This window comes from Achromobacter ruhlandii (genome assembly GCF_902859695.1).
GTDB lineage: Bacteria > Pseudomonadota > Gammaproteobacteria > Burkholderiales > Burkholderiaceae_B > Achromobacter > Achromobacter ruhlandii.
On sequence record NZ_CADIJL010000038.1, the window covers coordinates 1 to 15,152 of the forward strand.

Here is a 15,152-nt window from a genome sequence, read left to right on the forward strand (position 1 = left end):
GGCCGCGCCGGCGCCCGCCGCGACCGCGCCCGCCCAGGCCGCGCCCGCCGCGCAGATCCTGACCGTGCGCCAGATCTACGACGTGCTAACCGCCGCCGGCTATCGCAACATCACCGAGATCGAACTGGAGCATCACCGCGGCTACGACGTCAAGGCCGACAACCCGCAAGGCCAGCGCGTGAAGCTGCGCGTCGATGCGCAGACCGGCGCGGTGCTGCGCAGCCGCATCAAGGACTGAGGCAAATGCCATGAAAACCCGTACCGCCCTGGGACTGTTCCTGCTCGCGCTGACCGGCGCCTGGGCCGTCGACGCCCTCCTGCTGCAACCGGCGGCCTCGGCCGCCTGGCCCTGGGTGCTGCGCCAGCAGGCGCTGTACCTGACAGGTGTCTGGTCCATCGGCCTGATGTCGCTGATCATGCTGCTGGCCTTGCGTCCAGCCTGGCTGGAGGGGCCGCTGGGCGGCATGGACAAAGTCTACCGGCTGCACAAATGGGCCGGCATCCTGGCCATCGGCGCCGGCGCCGCGCATTGGCTGGTCAAGCTGGCCAGCACGCCGCTGAAGGCGCTGGTCGGCGCCGAGGGCCGGCCGGCGCGCGACGCGGTGCTGGCCATGCTGGCGGATTCGCGCGGATTGGCCAAGGACCTGGGCGAATGGACGATCTACGCGCTGCTGGCCATGCTGGTCATCACGCTCTGGCGCCGCTTTCCGTACCATGCCTGGCGCATCATCCACCGCGCCATGCCGCTGGCCTACCTGATACTGGTGTTCCATACCCTGGCGTTGGCGCCGGCCTATTACTGGACCGGGCCGACCGGCGTGCTGCTGCTGCCGTTGATGGCCGGCGGCGCCTGGGCCGCCGTGCTGTCGCTGGCCGGCCGCATCGGCCAGGGCCGGCGCGCCGCCGGCCGCGTGACGGCGCTGGCGCAACGCCCGGGGGGCATTCTCGAAGTCACCTGTGAACTCGATGCGCGCTGGCCCGGCCACGCCGCTGGCCAGTTCGCCTTCGTCACCTTCGACCGGCGCGAGGGCGCGCATCCGTTCACCATCGCCAGCGCGCCGCACCCCGGGCGCCGCGACGTGACGTTCGAGATCAAGGCGCTGGGCGATTACACCAGCCGGCTGGCCGCGACGTTGCGCGAAGGCGCGCCCGTCACGGTGGAAGGCCCTTACGGCCGCTTCGCGCGCCCCTCCACCGGCCCGCAGGTGTGGGTGGCGGGCGGCATCGGCGTCACGCCCTTCCTGGCGTGGCTGGAGGCGGCCCGCGAGGAGCCTGGCCGCATGCCGCCCGTCTGGCTGCACTACTGCGTGCGCGATGGCGAGGCCGACCCGTTCGTTGAGGTGCTGCGGCAACGCTGCGCCGCGCTGGACAACGTCACGCTCCAGGTGCACAGCGCCGCCGCCGGCCAGCGACTGGATGCCGCCGCGCTGGCGCAGGGCGAAGTGGCCGCCGGCCGTGTCGCCAATGTCTGGTACTGCGGGCCCGCCGGGCTGGCGACCGCGCTGCGCAAGGGCCTGCGCCGGCTGGGACGCGGCGACGTCCGCTGGCACCAGGAAGCGTTCGACATGCGCTGACCCGCCACCACGGCGCCGGCGCCTGCTCCGGGACGGATGCGCGGACGGCGCGGCGCGAAAGTCCGCGCCGCGCCGTCGTATGATGGAAGCCTGCCAATCCGCGCCGGGAGCCGCGCCATGCGAATTCGATATCTGTTGCCGGCGCTCGTCGCGGTCGCCAGCCTGGTGGCCGCCTGCGGCGAAGTCGCGCGCCTGCCGGTCGAGGCCGGCATGGGGCCGCGGCCCGAACTGCCCGCGCCCAATACCACCCTCATTCCCACCGTCAACACGGCCAAGGCGGTAGGCTGGAGCGAGACCGGCCTGCCGACCCCGGCCAGCGGCCTGGCGGTCACCGCCTACGCGCGCGGCCTGGACCACCCGCGCTGGCTGTACGTGCTGCCCAACGGCGACGTGCTGGTGGCCGAGACCAATGCGCCGCCCAAGCCGCCAGAGGCCTCCGGCGGCATCAAGGACTGGGCCGCCGGCATCGTCATGAAGCGCGCCGGCGCGCGCACGCCCAGCGCCAACCGCATCACCCTGCTGCGCGGCCTGACGCCCGATGGCGCGGCGCAGACGCGCAGCGTATTCCTGGAAGGCCTGAATTCGCCCTTCGGCATGGCGCTCGTCGGCGACCAGCTGTATATCGCCAATGCCGATGCGGTACTGCGGTTTCCGTACCAGACCGGCCAGACCCGCATCGACGCGCCCGGCGTCAAGGTGACCGACCTGCCCTCGGGCCGCAACCATCACTGGACCAAGAACCTCATCGCCAGCGCCGACGGCGCCAAGCTGTATGCGACGGTTGGCTCGAATAGCAACGTGGCGGAGAACGGCATGGCGGAAGAGGAGGGCCGCGCCGCCATCTGGGAAATCGACGTCGCCAGCGGCGCCAAACGGCTCTACGCCAGCGGCCTGCGCAATCCGGTGGGCATGGCCTGGGGGCCGGACGGCACCACGCTGTGGACTGCCGTGAACGAACGCGACGAACTGGGCAGCGACCTGGTGCCCGACTACATGACCTCGGTGCGCGACGGCGGCTTCTATGGCTGGCCGTACAGCTACTTCGGCCAGCACGTCGACACCCGGGTCAAGCCGCCGCGCCCCGACCTGGTGGCGCAGGCGATCGTGCCCGACTACGCGCTGGGGCCGCACACCGCCTCGCTGGGGCTGGCCTGGTCCGGCGGCGCCACGTTGCCGGCGCCGTTCATCCACGGCATGTTCGTGGGCCAGCACGGCTCGTGGAACCGCGACCCGCGCAGCGGCTACAAAGTCATCTTCGTGCCGTTCACCGGCACGCGCGCGGACGGCCAGGCGCAAGACGTGCTGACGGGATTCCTGGACGACGCGGGCCAGGCGCGCGGCCGGCCCGTGGGCGTGGCGCTGGACCGCCAGGGCGCGCTGCTGGTGGCCGATGATGTCGGCAATGCGATCTGGCGCGTCAGCGCCGCGGACGCCGCCCGCTGAACCGCGGCATCGTGGGAAAACGCGGAAAAACGGCGCAAGCGAGTCCATGCCACGCAATTCGGTAACGCCCGCTTGCGTTGCGTCAAACCCCTTGCGGGCCCGCCCGCGCCACGAGGAGTAGACTGGGGCGAGAATAGCGCAACGGCCGCGCGGCTCGCGTCCCGCGAAGCGCGCGGCTCCACTTCCCTCGATCCCTGGAGGCATGAACATGCTGTTGAAGAATCTCTGCGCCGCGACCATCCTGGCCCTGGCCTCGGCCCCCGTGCTGGCGGCCGAATGCTCGGTCGATATCGCCGGCAACGATCAGATGCAGTTCGACAAGAAGGAAATCACGGTCAGCAAGAGCTGCAAGCAGTTCACCGTGAACCTCAAGCACCCGGGCACGCTGGCCAAGAACGTCATGGGCCACAACTGGGTGCTGACCAAGCAGGCCGACATGCAGGGCGCCGTCAACGACGGCATGGCCGCCGGCCTGGACAACAACTACGTCAAGAAGGACGACGCCCGCGTCATCGCCCACACCAAGGTGATCGGCGGCGGCGAGACCGATTCGGTCACCTTCGACGTCAGCAAGCTGGCCGCCGGCCAGGACTACGCCTACTTCTGCTCGTTCCCCGGCCACTTCGCGCTGATGAAGGGCGTGCTCAAGCTGGTCGACTGATCGCCCCTGCCGGCCTCGCGGGATCTGCGCGGGGCCGCCGCGCCCGCCCCTACAATGGCCGTTTTCCGACACCCTGGGGAACGACGCATGAGCACGGATAAAGTGGCAATCATCACCGCCGGCGGCAGCGGCATGGGCGCGGCGGCGGCGCGCAAACTGGCGGCCGACGGCTACCGCGTGGCGATCCTGTCCTCGTCCGGCAAGGGCGAGGCGCTGGCCGCCGAACTCGGCGGCCTGGGCGTGACCGGTTCGAACCGCTCGCCCGAGGACCTGGCGCGGCTGGTGGACGCGACCCTGCAGAAGTGGGGCCGCGTCGACGCCGTGGTCAACAGCGCCGGCCACGGTCCCAAGGGCCCGCTGCTGGAAATCAGCGACGACGACTGGCACCTGGGCATGGAGTTCTACCTGCTCAACGTGGTGCGCATCGCGCGCCTGGTGGCGCCGGTCATGAAGCAGCAGAAAACCGGCGCCATCGTCAACATCTCGACCTACGCCACCTTCGAGCCGGAGGCGCTGTTCCCCACGTCCGGCGTGTTCCGCGCCGGCCTGGCCGCATTCACCAAGGTGTTCGCGGACGAATACGCCGAACACAACGTGCGCATGAACAATGTGCTGCCCGGCTTCATCGACAGCCTGCCGGAAAAGGAAGACCGGCGCGCGCGCATCCCGATGGGCCGCTACGGCACCGCCGAGGAAGTGGCCGACCTGATCGCCTTCCTGGCCTCCGACGCTTCCTCGTACATCACCGGGCAGAACATCCGCATCGACGGCGGCATCACCCGTTCGGTGTAATCCGCGTGGCCTGACCGGCCCCGCGCGGGCCGGCGCGCCGCTCGCGCGCGCCTCGTGCAAAAGGATTAGTCCCTCGTCCGAATGGCGGTCTTGAAGCCCCCCTGGCGCTTCGCTACCGTAGGCTTTCGCATTCGACCCCGGGGCTGCCTGCATGTCCGCGTCGCCATCCGGAGCGGCGCCGCCCGCTTCCGCTGAAACCCGCCCGCCCACGCCCGGCCAGGCCTCGCGCTTTTTGGCGCAGGCCACCTTCGGCCCGACGCCGGCGCTGATCGACGCGGTGGTGCGCGACGGCTACGCCGGATGGCTCGACGCGCAGCTGGCGCTGGCGCCCTCGCAAAGCCATTTCGACTGGCTGCTGCAGCAAGGCAAGGACACGGAGGCCTACAAGGGCAACGGCATCAACGCACCGCTGGAATCGACGCTGTGGCGCAAGTTCATCAGCGCGGAAGATCAAGTGCGCACCCGGGTGGCGTTCGCGCTGTCGGAGATCTTCGTGGTCGGGGTGGCGTCGATCACCGCCAACTGGCCGCTGTTCGGCGCCGCCGGCTTCATGGACCTGCTGGCCGAGCATGCCTTGGGCAACTACCGGGACCTGCTCACCGCCGTCACCCGCAACCTGTCGATGGGCTGCATGCTGACCTATCGCGGCAACCGCAAGGAAGATCCGCGCACCGGCCGCCATCCCGACGAGAACTATGCGCGCGAGGTGATGCAGCTGTTCAGCATCGGCCTGATCGAACTGAACCGCGACGGCACGCCGCGGCTGGTGAACGGCGCCCCCGTGGAGACCTACGACAATGCCGACGTGCAAGGCCTGGCCAAGGTCTTCACCGGCTGGGACCTGGACGGGCCGGAGACCGACGTGCAGTTCCACCGCCGGCCGATGGCGCTCAATCCGGCGCTGCATTCGCTGGCGGAAAAGCGCTTCCTGGGCGCGGTGATCCCGCCCGGCACCGACGGCTACCTGTCGCTCAAGCGCGCGATGGAAGTGATCAGCGCGCATCCCAACGTGGGGCCGTTCATCGGCACGCAGCTGATCCAGCGGCTGGTCACCAGCAATCCGAGTCCGGCCTATGTCGGGCGCGTGGCGGCCGTGTTCGACGACGACGGCCACGGCGCGCGCGGCAACCTCAAGGCGGTGGTGCGCGCCATCCTGCTGGACGACGAGGCCCGCCATCCCGATCTTTCGTCGCCCGACTGGGGCAAGGTGCGCGAGCCCATCCTGCGCTTTTCCGGCTGGGCGCGGGCGTTCGGCGCCACCTCCACCAACGGCGCCTGGGCCATGCCCGACACCACCGACAACACCATCCGGCTGGCGCAGAGCCCGATGCGCTCGGCCAGCGTGTTCAACTTCTTCCGGCCGCGCTATACGCCGCCCGTCACCGAACTGGCGCGGCGCGGCCTGGTGGCGCCGGAACTGCAGATCACCGATGAAACCAGCATCGCCGGCTACCTGAACTTCGTGGCCATCTACGTCGATCGCGGCTGGGAAGACCTGCAGACGCCGTACACCGCCGAGATCGCGCTGGCCGCCGACGCCGACGCGCTGGTGGCGCGCATCGTGCTGCTGCTGGCGGGCGACGCCTTCAGCGCGGCCACGGCGCAGGCCATCGCGCAGGCGGTCGACACCTTGCCGCGCGAACGGCCGCGCGACCGCGTGCGCGCCGCCATCACGCTGGTGGCGGCCAGCCCCGAATACCTGGTGCAGAAATGAAAGCCGATCGCCGCGATTTCCTGCTGCGCGCCTGCGCCCTGGGCGCCACGCACGCGGCGGCGCCGCTGGCGCTGAACCTGGCGGCGCTGGGCGCGGCGGCCGCGCAGTCGGCGCCGCCGGGAGACTACAAGGCGCTGGTGTGCGTGTTCCTGTACGGCGGCAACGACCCGTTCAACACGCTGGTGCCGTTCGACCCCGCCGCTTATCGCGCCTACGCCGCGGCGCGCACCGACATCGCCTTGCCGCGTGAGGCGCTGCAGGCCACGGCGCTGCGCGGTGCAACGCCCGCCGCCGGCGGCGCGCAGTTCGCGCTGGCCCCATCGCTCGCGCCGCTGGCGCCGCTGTTCGAGCGCGGCGAGATGGCGGCGGTGCTGAACGTCGGTCCGCTGGTGGTGCCCACCAGCAAGGCGGACTACATTGGCGCGCGCGTGCCGCTGCCGCCCAAGCTGTTTTCGCACAACGACCAGCAGTCATACTGGCAGGCGCTGGCGCCGGAAGGCGCGTCCTCCGGCTGGGCCGGGCGGCTGACGGACCTGTACGCCGACATCAACGCGCAGCGCAGCTTCACCGGCATCACCGCGGGCGGCAGCACCGTGCTGCTGGCCGGCCGCCACGTCGCCGGTTACCGGGTCGGCGTGAACGGCTCGACCCGCATCGAACTGCTGACGCGCGACATGTATGGCTCCAGCGCCTGCACCGCGCTGTTGCGCCGGCTGATCACGCAACCGCGCGAGCACCTGATGGAACGGGAAATGTCGCGCATCGCGGCGCAGTCGATCGACGCCGACACGCGGCTGCGGACGGCATTGTCTGGCGTGGCCGTGCCGGGCGATTTCGCCTCGCCGCTGGCACAGCAGTTGAAGATCGTGGCCCGCATCATCGCGGCGCGCCAGACCCTCGGGGCGCGGCGCCAGGTGTTCTTCGTGTCGCAGAACGGCTACGACAACCACACCGGCCTGAACGATACCCACCCCGCCTTGCTCAAGGAGCTGGGCCAGGCGCTGGCCGCCTTCCAGACGGCGCTGGCGGGCCTGGGCGTGGCGCGCCAGGTCACCACCTTCACCGCTTCGGAATTCGGCCGGACGCTGGGATCGAACGGCAACGGCTCGGACCACGGCTGGGGCGCGCATCATTTCGTGCTGGGCGGCGCCGTCAACGGCGGACGCTACCACGGCACCCATCCGGAAATCGCGCCGGACGGACCCGGGTTCGTGGACAACGGCCGCCTGCTGCCGACGCTGGCGGTGGAGCAGCTGGGCGCGGCGCTGGGCGGCTGGTTCGGCGCCAGCCCGGACGACCTGCGGCTGGTGTTTCCGAACCTGCGCCACTTCGACGCCACGCCCTTGGCGCTATTTACAGCGCCGCGTGAATCGTCGACGCCAGCTTCTTCCACTTGACGGCTTCTTCGCGCACGAACGCCGCCAGCTCGGCCGGTGTGCTGGTGCGCACCTCGGCGCCCTGGTCGTCGATCTTGGCGGCCACGGCCGGATCGTTGAGCGCGCCATTGAGCGCGGTGTTCAACTTGGCGACCACCTGCGGATCGGCGTTGGCGGGCGCGAACACCGCGTACCACTGCGCCACGTCCACGCCCGGCACGCCAAGCTCGGCCAGCGTCGGCATGTCGGGCAGCACTTTGGCGCGGCGCGTGCCGGCCACACCCAGCGCGCGGATCTTGCCCGACTTCAGGTGCGGATAGGCGCTGAACAGGCTGGGAAACATCACCTGGGTAACGCCGGCCAGCGTGTCCGTCATGGCGGGAGCCGAGCCCTTGTAGGGAATCTCCAGCATGGCCGCGCCGGTGGCGCGGTTGAACAGCTCGCCCGCCACCGCCGGCGCCGTGCCCGGGCCGGCCGAGGCGTAGCTCAGGCCGTCGGGGTGGGCCTGGCCATACTTGAGCAAGCCCGGCACGTCCTGCACGCCGATGCTGCTGGACACCACCATGAGCGTGGGCGAGTCGGCCACCATGCCGATGGCGGTGAAGTCGCGCACCGGGTCGTAGTTGAGCTTCTGCAGCGCGGGGTTGATGCCGTGCGTGCCGATGTAGCCCAGCATCAGGGTGTAGCCGTCGGCCGGCTGGCGCGCCACGTAATCGGCGGCGATGGCGCCCTGCGCGCCGGGCTTGTTGACCACGATGACGGTCTGGCCCAGCAGTTCGCCCATCTTCTGCCCGATCACGCGGGCCAGGGTGTCATTGCCGCCGCCGGCGGCGGTGGGCACCACCATGGTGATGGCGCGTTCGGGGAATTCGGCGTGGACGGCCGGGCTGGCCAGGGCCAGGCAGAGCGCGGCGGCGCCCAGCGTGCCGCGAGTGGGGAAAACCATGTCATGTCTCCTGATGGTTCTGTTGGCGGTCTCTGCGGACCGCTGCGTCTCGAGTCTTTTTTATGCCGCCACCGGCTGGCGCGAGGCCAGCCGGGCGCGGGCGTCCTGCTCCTGCCGCGCCGCGCCGTAGCGCCCCGGCACGTACAGCAGGCCCTTCATGATCTTGCGCGCGGTGCGCACCAGGCCGGCGGCCTGTACCTCGCCGCTGGCGTCATCCAGCTTCACGTCGATGTCCATGCCGCCCGACGGGTGTTCGATGCGCACGCCGCGGTAGCCCGGCCGTGGCGCCGGGCCGCCGCAATCATGCGCCACCGTGCCAGGCATGAGGAAGGCGGCCGCCACGCCCACCGCGCCGGTGGCGGCGTGGGCGCGATGGCAGGCATGCGGCGTGAAGTAGCGCGAGCGCAGCGACAGGACGGCGGCATCGCTGCCCGGCGCCAGCAGCACCGGCTTGGGGATGACGCTGTCCGACACGTCGCCCAGGCCCATGCGGGCGCCGGCTTCGCGGCGAATGCGTTCCAGGCGCGTCAGCAGCGCGGTGTTGGCGTCCAGCTCGGCGGGCGATTCGTCGCCACGCAGGCCGAAGTCGGCGGCGCGCAGCAACACCATCGGCATGGCGGCGTCGATCAGCGTGGCGGCCACGCCGTCCACCTTCTCCTGGCGCTGTCCCGTCGGGAACAGGCGGCCGGTGACCGCCCCCCAGGCGTCGAGGAAATTCAGGCGCACGGGCGCGGCGGCGCCCGGCACGCCGTCGATGCGCGCCTCGCCTTCATAGGTCAGGCGGCCGCCCGGCGTCTGCACCACGGCCTCGATCACGGCGCCCGTGTTGACGTTGTGCACCCGCACCGAGGTTTCGCCGTCGGCCGCGGCGATCAGGCCCTCGTCGATGGCGAAGGGCGCGGCGCCCGACAGCATGTTGCCGCAGTTGGGACGGGTGTCGACGCTGGCGCGGTCCACCGAGACCTGCGCGAACAGATAGTCGATGTCGCAGTCGGGCCGGGTCGAGCGCGACACGATCGCGACCTTGCTGGTCAGCGAGTTGCCGCCGCCCAGGCCGTCGACCTGCAGCGCATGGGGCGAGCCCATGGCCTGCAACAGCAGCCGGTCGCGGTCGGCGGGATCGGCCGGCAGCCAGTCGCCAAGAAAAAAGGGGCCGCGGGAGGTGCCGCCACGCATCAGTACGCAAGGGATGATCGTTTCCATGTCGTGCATTCTGCGACGACGCGGCTATTATTTGAATTGCAACTTACGGATGGATTAATGCATGGCACGCATCAATTTCGATTTACAGGAATTGCAGGCTTTCGTGGCCGTGGCCGAGCGCGCCAGTTTTCGCGCCGCCGCCGAAGACCTGAACCTGTCGCAGCCCGCGCTCAGCCGCCGCATCGACAAGCTGGAGGACCTGCTGGGCGCGCGCCTGCTGGAACGCACCACGCGCCGTGTGGCGCTGACGCACGTCGGCCGCATCTTCCTGGAACGGGCGCGCGGCGCCATCGACGAACTGGAACGCGCGGTGCTCAGCATCGGCGACCTGGCGGCGCAGCGCGGCGGGCTGGTGACCGTGGCCTGCGTGCCGTCGGTGGCCTACTACTTCCTGCCCGCCATCATCCATGACTACGCCCAGCGCTTTCCTCGGATACGGGTCCGCATCATCGACGAGACCGCCCACACCGTGCTCAACAGCGTGGTGACCGGCCGCGCCGACTTCGGCATCAGTTTTTTCGGCACCCAGGAGCCGGACGTGGATTTCAAGGCGGTGCTGCGCGAGGACTTCGTGCTGGCGGTGCGGCGCGACCATCCGCTGGCCGCGCGCCGCAGCGTGTCGTGGGAAGAACTGTCGCAGGAACGCTTCATGACCGTGGCCAAGGAAAGCGGCAACCGCCTGCTGATCGACGACGCGCTGGCCAAGAGCGGCAAGCGCACCGTCAGCGCCTTCGAGGTCAGCCACGTCATGACGCTGCTGGGGCTGGTGGAGGCGGGCCTGGGCGTGGCGGCGGTGCCGCAGTTGGCGATGCCCCCGGCCGGCCACGCCACCCTGGCGGGCGTCAAGCTCGAACATCCCCGCGTCACCCGCAGCCTGGGCCTGATCTCGCGCCGGGGCCGCCCCCTGGCGCCGGCGGCGCAACAGCTCTATAACCTTATCCACCAAGCCGGCAAAAGCGCCAAGCGTGGCCCCTCCAAGCAACCCTGAAGCCGCACCATGAGCCCCCATTCCCTGGCGCTGCAAGCCGCCACCGAAGACGACCTGCCATTCCTGCTGTCGCTGCGCAAGGCGACCATGACCGAACACCTGGCGCGCGCCGGCGCGCCGCAGGACGACGCGCATCACCTGGCGCGCATCCGCTACCACTTCGACGACGCCCAGATCGTCTGGCTGCACGGCCGCCCGGCCGGCCTGTTCAAGACCTTCCGCGATCCGGCCGGCTGGCGCGTCGTGCAGATCCAGATCGACCCGGCCTTCCAGGGCCAGGGGCTGGGCCGGCGCCTGCTGGCGGGCCTGCTGCGGCAGGCGGACGACGAAGGCGCCCCGGTCACCCTGTCCGTCCTGAAGGGCAACCCCGCCCGCCGGCTCTACGAGTCGCTGGGCTTCATTCCCGTGGAGGAAACCGCCCTGGAAATAGAAATGCGCTACGAACCCGCCCCGCCCGCCGGCGGCCACGCCTGACGGCGGCCGTCGCAAAGGGCCCGCGCGAGGCTCGGTTGGATCGTCATCCCCGGCCCTCCCCATTTTTTTGTCCGGTGGCGGAATATTCCGGTTCCGTCCGGCGTCTGTAGAGGGCAGTCCCCCCACTTTCCCATCTACGAGGCACGACATGCGTACTCAAATCGCCGCAGCCCTGGTTCTCTCCTCCGCCGCCCTGTTCTCGGCCGGCGCCCACGCCCAGGCCGTCAAGGCCCAGGACGGCGTCCTGGTCAACAGCGCCGGCATGACCCTCTACACCTTCGACAAGGATGCCGGCGGCAAGAGCGCCTGCAACGACCAGTGCGCCAAGATCTGGCCCCCGGTCACCGCCGCCGCCGACGCCAAGGCCTCGGGCGACCTGAGCATCATCACCCGCGACGACGGCTCCAAGCAGTGGGCCTACAAGGGCAAGCCGGTCTACCTGTACGCCAAGGACGCCAAGCCGGGCGACAAGACCGGCGACAACTTCAAGGACGTCTGGCACGCCGCCAAACCCTGACCGCGCTTTCGCCGCCCATCCACGCCCGACCATGCGCGCCGACGACGAAGCCGCGATCCTGGCCTGCATCCCCAGCCTGCGGCGCTACGCGCGCGGGCTGACGGGCGACCCGCACCGGGCCGATGACCTGGTGCAGGACACGCTCGAACGCGCCTGGAGCCGCTACTCGCGCTGGCAGCGCCGCGGCGAACTGAGGGCGTGGATGTTCGGCATCATGCATAACCATTTCATCGACGGCGTGCGCGCCAGCCACCGGCAGGCCGAGGAGGCCCGCGCGGGCGACCTGCCCGACCTGCCGGTGCGCGCCACGCAGACCGACCACCTGGAGGTGCGCGACCTGGACCGCTGCCTGCAAGGCCTGCCGGCCGAGCAGCGCGAAGTATTGCTGCTGGTGTGCGTGGAAGACCTGTCATACCAGGAAACCGCGCAGGTGCTGGGCGTGCCGCTGGGCACGGTCATGTCGCGCCTGTCGCGCGCCCGCGAACGGCTGGGCGCCCTGATGCAAGGCCAGGAACCCGCCAGCCGGCTCCATCGCGTGAAATGACATGAACGACAAACGCCTCCACGCCGTCCCGACCGCCGGCAACCCGATCACCGAAGCCGACCTGCACGCCTACGCCGACGGCCAGTTGCCGCCCGGCCGCCACGCCGAGGTCGACGCCTTCCTCGCCGCCCACCCGCAGGACCTAGCCCGCGTCCAGGCCTGGCAAGCCCAGCGCCACGCCCTGCACGCCCTGCTGGACCCGGTGCTGGACGAACCCCTGCCCCTGCGCCTGCCGCTCTCGCCCCCCGCGCGCCGCCTGCCGTGGCGCGCCGTGGCCGCCGGCATCGCCATCGCCGCCATCAGCGCCAGCACCGCCTGGCTGGCGCGCGGCGCCCTGGACGCCCGCCACCTGCAAACCGTATTGGCCACCGCCACGCCCGACCGCGCCGCCGGCGGCTACGCCCAGCGCGCCGCCATCGCCCACGCCGTCTACGCCCCCGACATGGGCCGCCCCGTCGAAGTCAGCGGCGACAACGAAAAGGCCCTGGTCACCTGGCTCACCAAGCGCCTCGGCGCCCCCGTGCGCGCTCCCTCCCTGACCCATGCCGGCTACGACCTCGTCGGCGGCCGCCTGCTGCCCGGCGGCAGCGGCCCCGTCGCCCTCTTCATGTACGGCGCCCCCGACGGCCAACGCCTGACCCTCTACGTCACCCGCGAAGCCGTCGGCGGCCAGACCGCCTTCCAATTCACCCAGGAAGGCCCCGTCCGCGTCTTCTACTGGGTCGAAGGCCAATTCGGCTACGCCCTCTCCGGCGCCGTCAGCCGCGACGAACTGCAGCGCGTCTCCGAAGAAGTCTACAAACAGCTACAAGGCTGACCCCGGGCGCGGGCGCGCCCGGCGAGCGCCAATCCGCCCGCGGGCTTCAACAAAGCCCCTGCTCAGACACCCTCGTTCGAGAATCAGTTGCCCTCCCACAAGCGCGCCGCAAAGCGCGCCCCCCATCGCCGCCACTTCGCGCAACGACCACACCCCCGACGCCCCACCCGATGTATGCCAAAAACGGCTGCCCGCGCAGCCGTTTTTGGCGGGCCCCGCAAACTCCTCCGCCCCCCAAACAACGCTGAGCAGAACACCAAGCAAGCCATTCTCCCCGCCATCCGCCGCATGGAGATGCACGAGCGGCGGGGGGAGGGTGCCGGGCGGGTGCGGGGCGTGTAGATGCGCCCGAGGGAATCCGAAGGAGTCGCCGAAGGCGAGGACGAGGATGACGAAGGGGTAGTCCGGAGCGAACGCTCCGGACCGCAATCGTAGCCCCGCGCCCGCCCGGCACCCTCCCCCCGCCGCGCCTTAAGAACCCTCCCGAGCCACATGCAACATATGCAACGTAATCTTCCTCACCTCAGCCTTGCTCATCTCAATATGCCCCCGCAACATCCTCCCCGCCGCCTCCCCCCGCCGAGCCAGCACCGCCCGTAAAATCGCCCCATGCTCCTCATACGTCGCATCCACCCGGAACTCCTTGGTGAAATCCAGCCGCCGCACGATCCGGATCTTCTCCGTCACCTCCCGGTGGATCAGCGCCATCTCCGCATTCCCGGCAGCCGCCACCAGTGAGCAGTGAAAGGCCTCGTCCAGCTCCGCCACCATCCGCCCATCCAGGATCCGCTGCGCCGGCGGCACCAGCCACACATCCGTCAACGCCCCCAACAAGCCGCTATCGTCCATGTGCTCGCGCGCGCACAACCGCTCGACCGCCGCCAGCTCCAGCACCACGCGCACGTCGTACAGCGCCTCGAAGCGCTCGAAATCGAACGGCCGCACCTGCCAGCCGCTGCGCGGACTGGGCAGCACGAAGCCCTCGCGCTCCAGCCGCGCCAGCCCCAGCCGCACCGGCGTGCGGCTCACCCCCAGCCGCAACGCCAGCTCCGCCTCAGTAAAGCGATCGCCCGGCAGCAGGCGGAAGTCGAACAGCTCGTCCTTGATGCGCTGGTAGACCTGGTCCGCCAGCGACCCGGCCAGCACCGGCGCCTGCCGCAGCGCCGGGCTGATGCTGACGGGGTCGCGCATGCCGCTCAGGTCACGGGGCACGTCGCGTCCTCGGCCAGCACCAGCAGCGCGTCGCCGGCATTCACCGGCTTGCCCGGCACGCAGCGGATCGCCGTGACCGTGCCCGACACCGGCGCGATCACCGACAGTTCCATCTTCATGGCCTCGACCACCACCAGCGTGTCGCCCGCCGCCACGCTCTGGCCCACCTGCACCGGGATCTTCCAGACGTTGCCGCACATGTCGGCGCCGCCCTGCTGTGGGTGGGTTGGTTCGGCTTCAATGCCGGCTCCGCCCTGGCCGCCAACGAAAACGCCACCCTGGCCTTCTTCAACACCATGATCGCCACCGCTGGCGCCGTGCTGGCCTGGCTGTTCACGGAATGGGCCATCAAGGGCAAGCCTTCGATGCTGGGCGCCGCCTCCGGCGCGGTCGCCGGCTTGGTGGGCATCACCCCGGCGGCCGGCCTGGTCGGCCCGGTAGGCGCGCTGATCATCGGCGTGGTCGCCGGCGTGGTCTGCGTGTGGGGCGTCAATGGCCTGAAGCGCCTGCTGCGCGCCGATGACGCGCTGGACGTGTTCGGCGTGCACGGCGTGGGCGGCATTGTCGGCGCCCTGCTGACCGGCGTCTTCAATGCCCAGGTCCTGGGCGGCCCCGGCCTGGCGGAACCCGGCATGATCCTGGGCCAACTGTGGGTGCAGCTTGAAGGCGTGCTGCTGACCATCGTCTGGTCCGGCGTGGTCGCCTGGATCGCCTACAAGATCGCCAACGCCCTGTGCGGCCTGCGCGTGCCGGAAGACCAGGAACGCGAAGGGCTGGACGTCACCAGCCACGGCGAATCGGCCTACCACAGCTGATCGTCACCCCCGCCCGCTGCCGGGCGGGGCCATGGGAAGCCCCCTCTTTGCAGGGGGCTTTTTTTCGTCCGGGCAA

General features: G+C 70.5%; 15 protein-coding genes and 2 pseudogenes. 13 read left to right on the forward strand and 4 right to left on the reverse strand.

Going from position 1 to position 15,152, the window contains the following annotated elements; genetic code table 11:
- The 7 genes from HV742_RS27670 to HV742_RS27700 all read left to right on the forward strand — a co-directional run.
- Positions 1-238, forward strand: a 238-nt coding sequence (locus HV742_RS27670; protein ID WP_175146897.1) for a PepSY domain-containing protein, incomplete at its 5' end; no start/stop codon positions are given.
- Positions 239-248: 10 nt separating this feature from the next.
- Positions 249-1,574 (forward strand): ferredoxin reductase family protein, encoded by a 1,326-nt coding sequence (locus HV742_RS27675; protein WP_175146898.1) that lies wholly within the window; start codon positions 249-251, stop codon positions 1,572-1,574.
- Between the two features lie 117 nt (positions 1,575-1,691).
- Entirely contained in the window at positions 1,692-3,017 is a 1,326-nt protein-coding gene (locus tag HV742_RS27680; RefSeq protein ID WP_175146899.1) for a PQQ-dependent sugar dehydrogenase, read from the forward strand.
- Positions 3,018-3,225: 208 nt separating this feature from the next.
- Positions 3,226-3,678 (forward strand): azurin, encoded by a 453-nt coding sequence (gene azu / locus HV742_RS27685; protein ID WP_049078035.1) that lies wholly within the window; start codon positions 3,226-3,228, stop codon positions 3,676-3,678.
- An 87-nt stretch (positions 3,679-3,765) separates the two neighbouring features.
- On the forward strand, positions 3,766-4,470 hold the full coding sequence (locus HV742_RS27690) for an SDR family oxidoreductase (protein ID WP_049075685.1): 705 nt from the start codon (positions 3,766-3,768) through the stop codon (positions 4,468-4,470).
- Between the two features lie 151 nt (positions 4,471-4,621).
- Positions 4,622-6,184, forward strand: a complete 1,563-nt coding sequence (locus HV742_RS27695) for a DUF1800 domain-containing protein (RefSeq protein WP_175146900.1) — start codon at positions 4,622-4,624, stop codon at positions 6,182-6,184.
- Positions 6,181-7,581 carry a DUF1501 domain-containing protein gene (locus HV742_RS27700; protein ID WP_175146901.1) on the forward strand — a complete coding sequence of 467 codons (1,401 nt, stop codon included), beginning with the start codon at positions 6,181-6,183 and terminating at the stop codon, positions 7,579-7,581. The genes HV742_RS27695 and HV742_RS27700 overlap by 4 nt, the downstream gene beginning before the upstream one ends.
- Here HV742_RS27700 and HV742_RS27705 read toward each other — a convergent pair.
- Both HV742_RS27705 and HV742_RS27710 read right to left on the reverse strand, forming a co-directional pair.
- Entirely contained in the window at positions 7,538-8,506 is a 969-nt protein-coding gene (locus tag HV742_RS27705; RefSeq protein ID WP_049075690.1) for a tripartite tricarboxylate transporter substrate binding protein, read from the reverse strand. The two genes, HV742_RS27700 and HV742_RS27705, sit on opposite strands and share 44 nt — an antisense overlap.
- A 60-nt stretch (positions 8,507-8,566) precedes the next feature.
- Positions 8,567-9,709 (reverse strand): 4-oxalomesaconate tautomerase, encoded by a 1,143-nt coding sequence (locus HV742_RS27710; RefSeq protein ID WP_049078037.1) that lies wholly within the window; start codon positions 9,707-9,709, stop codon positions 8,567-8,569.
- Between the two features lie 61 nt (positions 9,710-9,770).
- Between HV742_RS27710 and HV742_RS27715 the strand changes: the two genes are divergently transcribed.
- The 5 genes from HV742_RS27715 to HV742_RS27735 all read left to right on the forward strand — a co-directional run bounded on the left by HV742_RS27715 (position 9,771) and on the right by HV742_RS27735 (position 13,049).
- Positions 9,771-10,697 carry a LysR family transcriptional regulator gene (locus HV742_RS27715; protein ID WP_049075692.1) on the forward strand — a complete coding sequence of 309 codons (927 nt, stop codon included), beginning with the start codon at positions 9,771-9,773 and terminating at the stop codon, positions 10,695-10,697.
- A gap of 9 nt (positions 10,698-10,706) precedes the next feature.
- Positions 10,707-11,171 carry a GNAT family N-acetyltransferase gene (locus HV742_RS27720; protein ID WP_049075693.1) on the forward strand — a complete coding sequence of 155 codons (465 nt, stop codon included), beginning with the start codon at positions 10,707-10,709 and terminating at the stop codon, positions 11,169-11,171.
- A gap of 148 nt (positions 11,172-11,319) precedes the next feature.
- Positions 11,320-11,688: a COG4315 family predicted lipoprotein gene (locus HV742_RS27725; protein ID WP_054447289.1), complete on the forward strand. Its 369-nt coding sequence runs from the start codon at positions 11,320-11,322 to the stop codon at positions 11,686-11,688.
- Positions 11,689-11,719: 31 nt separating this feature from the next.
- Complete coding sequence (locus HV742_RS27730) at positions 11,720-12,232, forward strand: RNA polymerase sigma factor (RefSeq protein ID WP_059272424.1); 513 nt, start codon at positions 11,720-11,722, stop codon at positions 12,230-12,232.
- 1 nt (position 12,233) lies between these two features.
- On the forward strand, positions 12,234-13,049 hold the full coding sequence (locus tag HV742_RS27735; RefSeq protein ID WP_175146902.1) for an anti-sigma factor family protein: 816 nt from the start codon (positions 12,234-12,236) through the stop codon (positions 13,047-13,049).
- A 471-nt stretch (positions 13,050-13,520) separates the two neighbouring features.
- On the opposite strand, the gene HV742_RS27740 is transcribed toward HV742_RS27735, so the two are convergent.
- Positions 13,521-14,240 (reverse strand): GntR family transcriptional regulator, encoded by a 720-nt coding sequence (locus tag HV742_RS27740; protein WP_100507403.1) that lies wholly within the window; start codon positions 14,238-14,240, stop codon positions 13,521-13,523.
- Between the two features lie 5 nt (positions 14,241-14,245).
- Positions 14,246-14,467, reverse strand: a pseudogene (locus HV742_RS27745) (acyl-CoA carboxylase biotin carboxyl carrier protein subunit); the annotation flags it as partial.
- Here HV742_RS27745 and HV742_RS27750 point away from each other — a divergent pair.
- Positions 14,462-15,076, forward strand: a pseudogene (locus HV742_RS27750) (ammonium transporter); the annotation flags it as partial. The pseudogenes HV742_RS27745 and HV742_RS27750 sit on opposite strands and share 6 nt — an antisense overlap.
- Positions 15,077-15,152 lie beyond the last annotated feature (76 nt).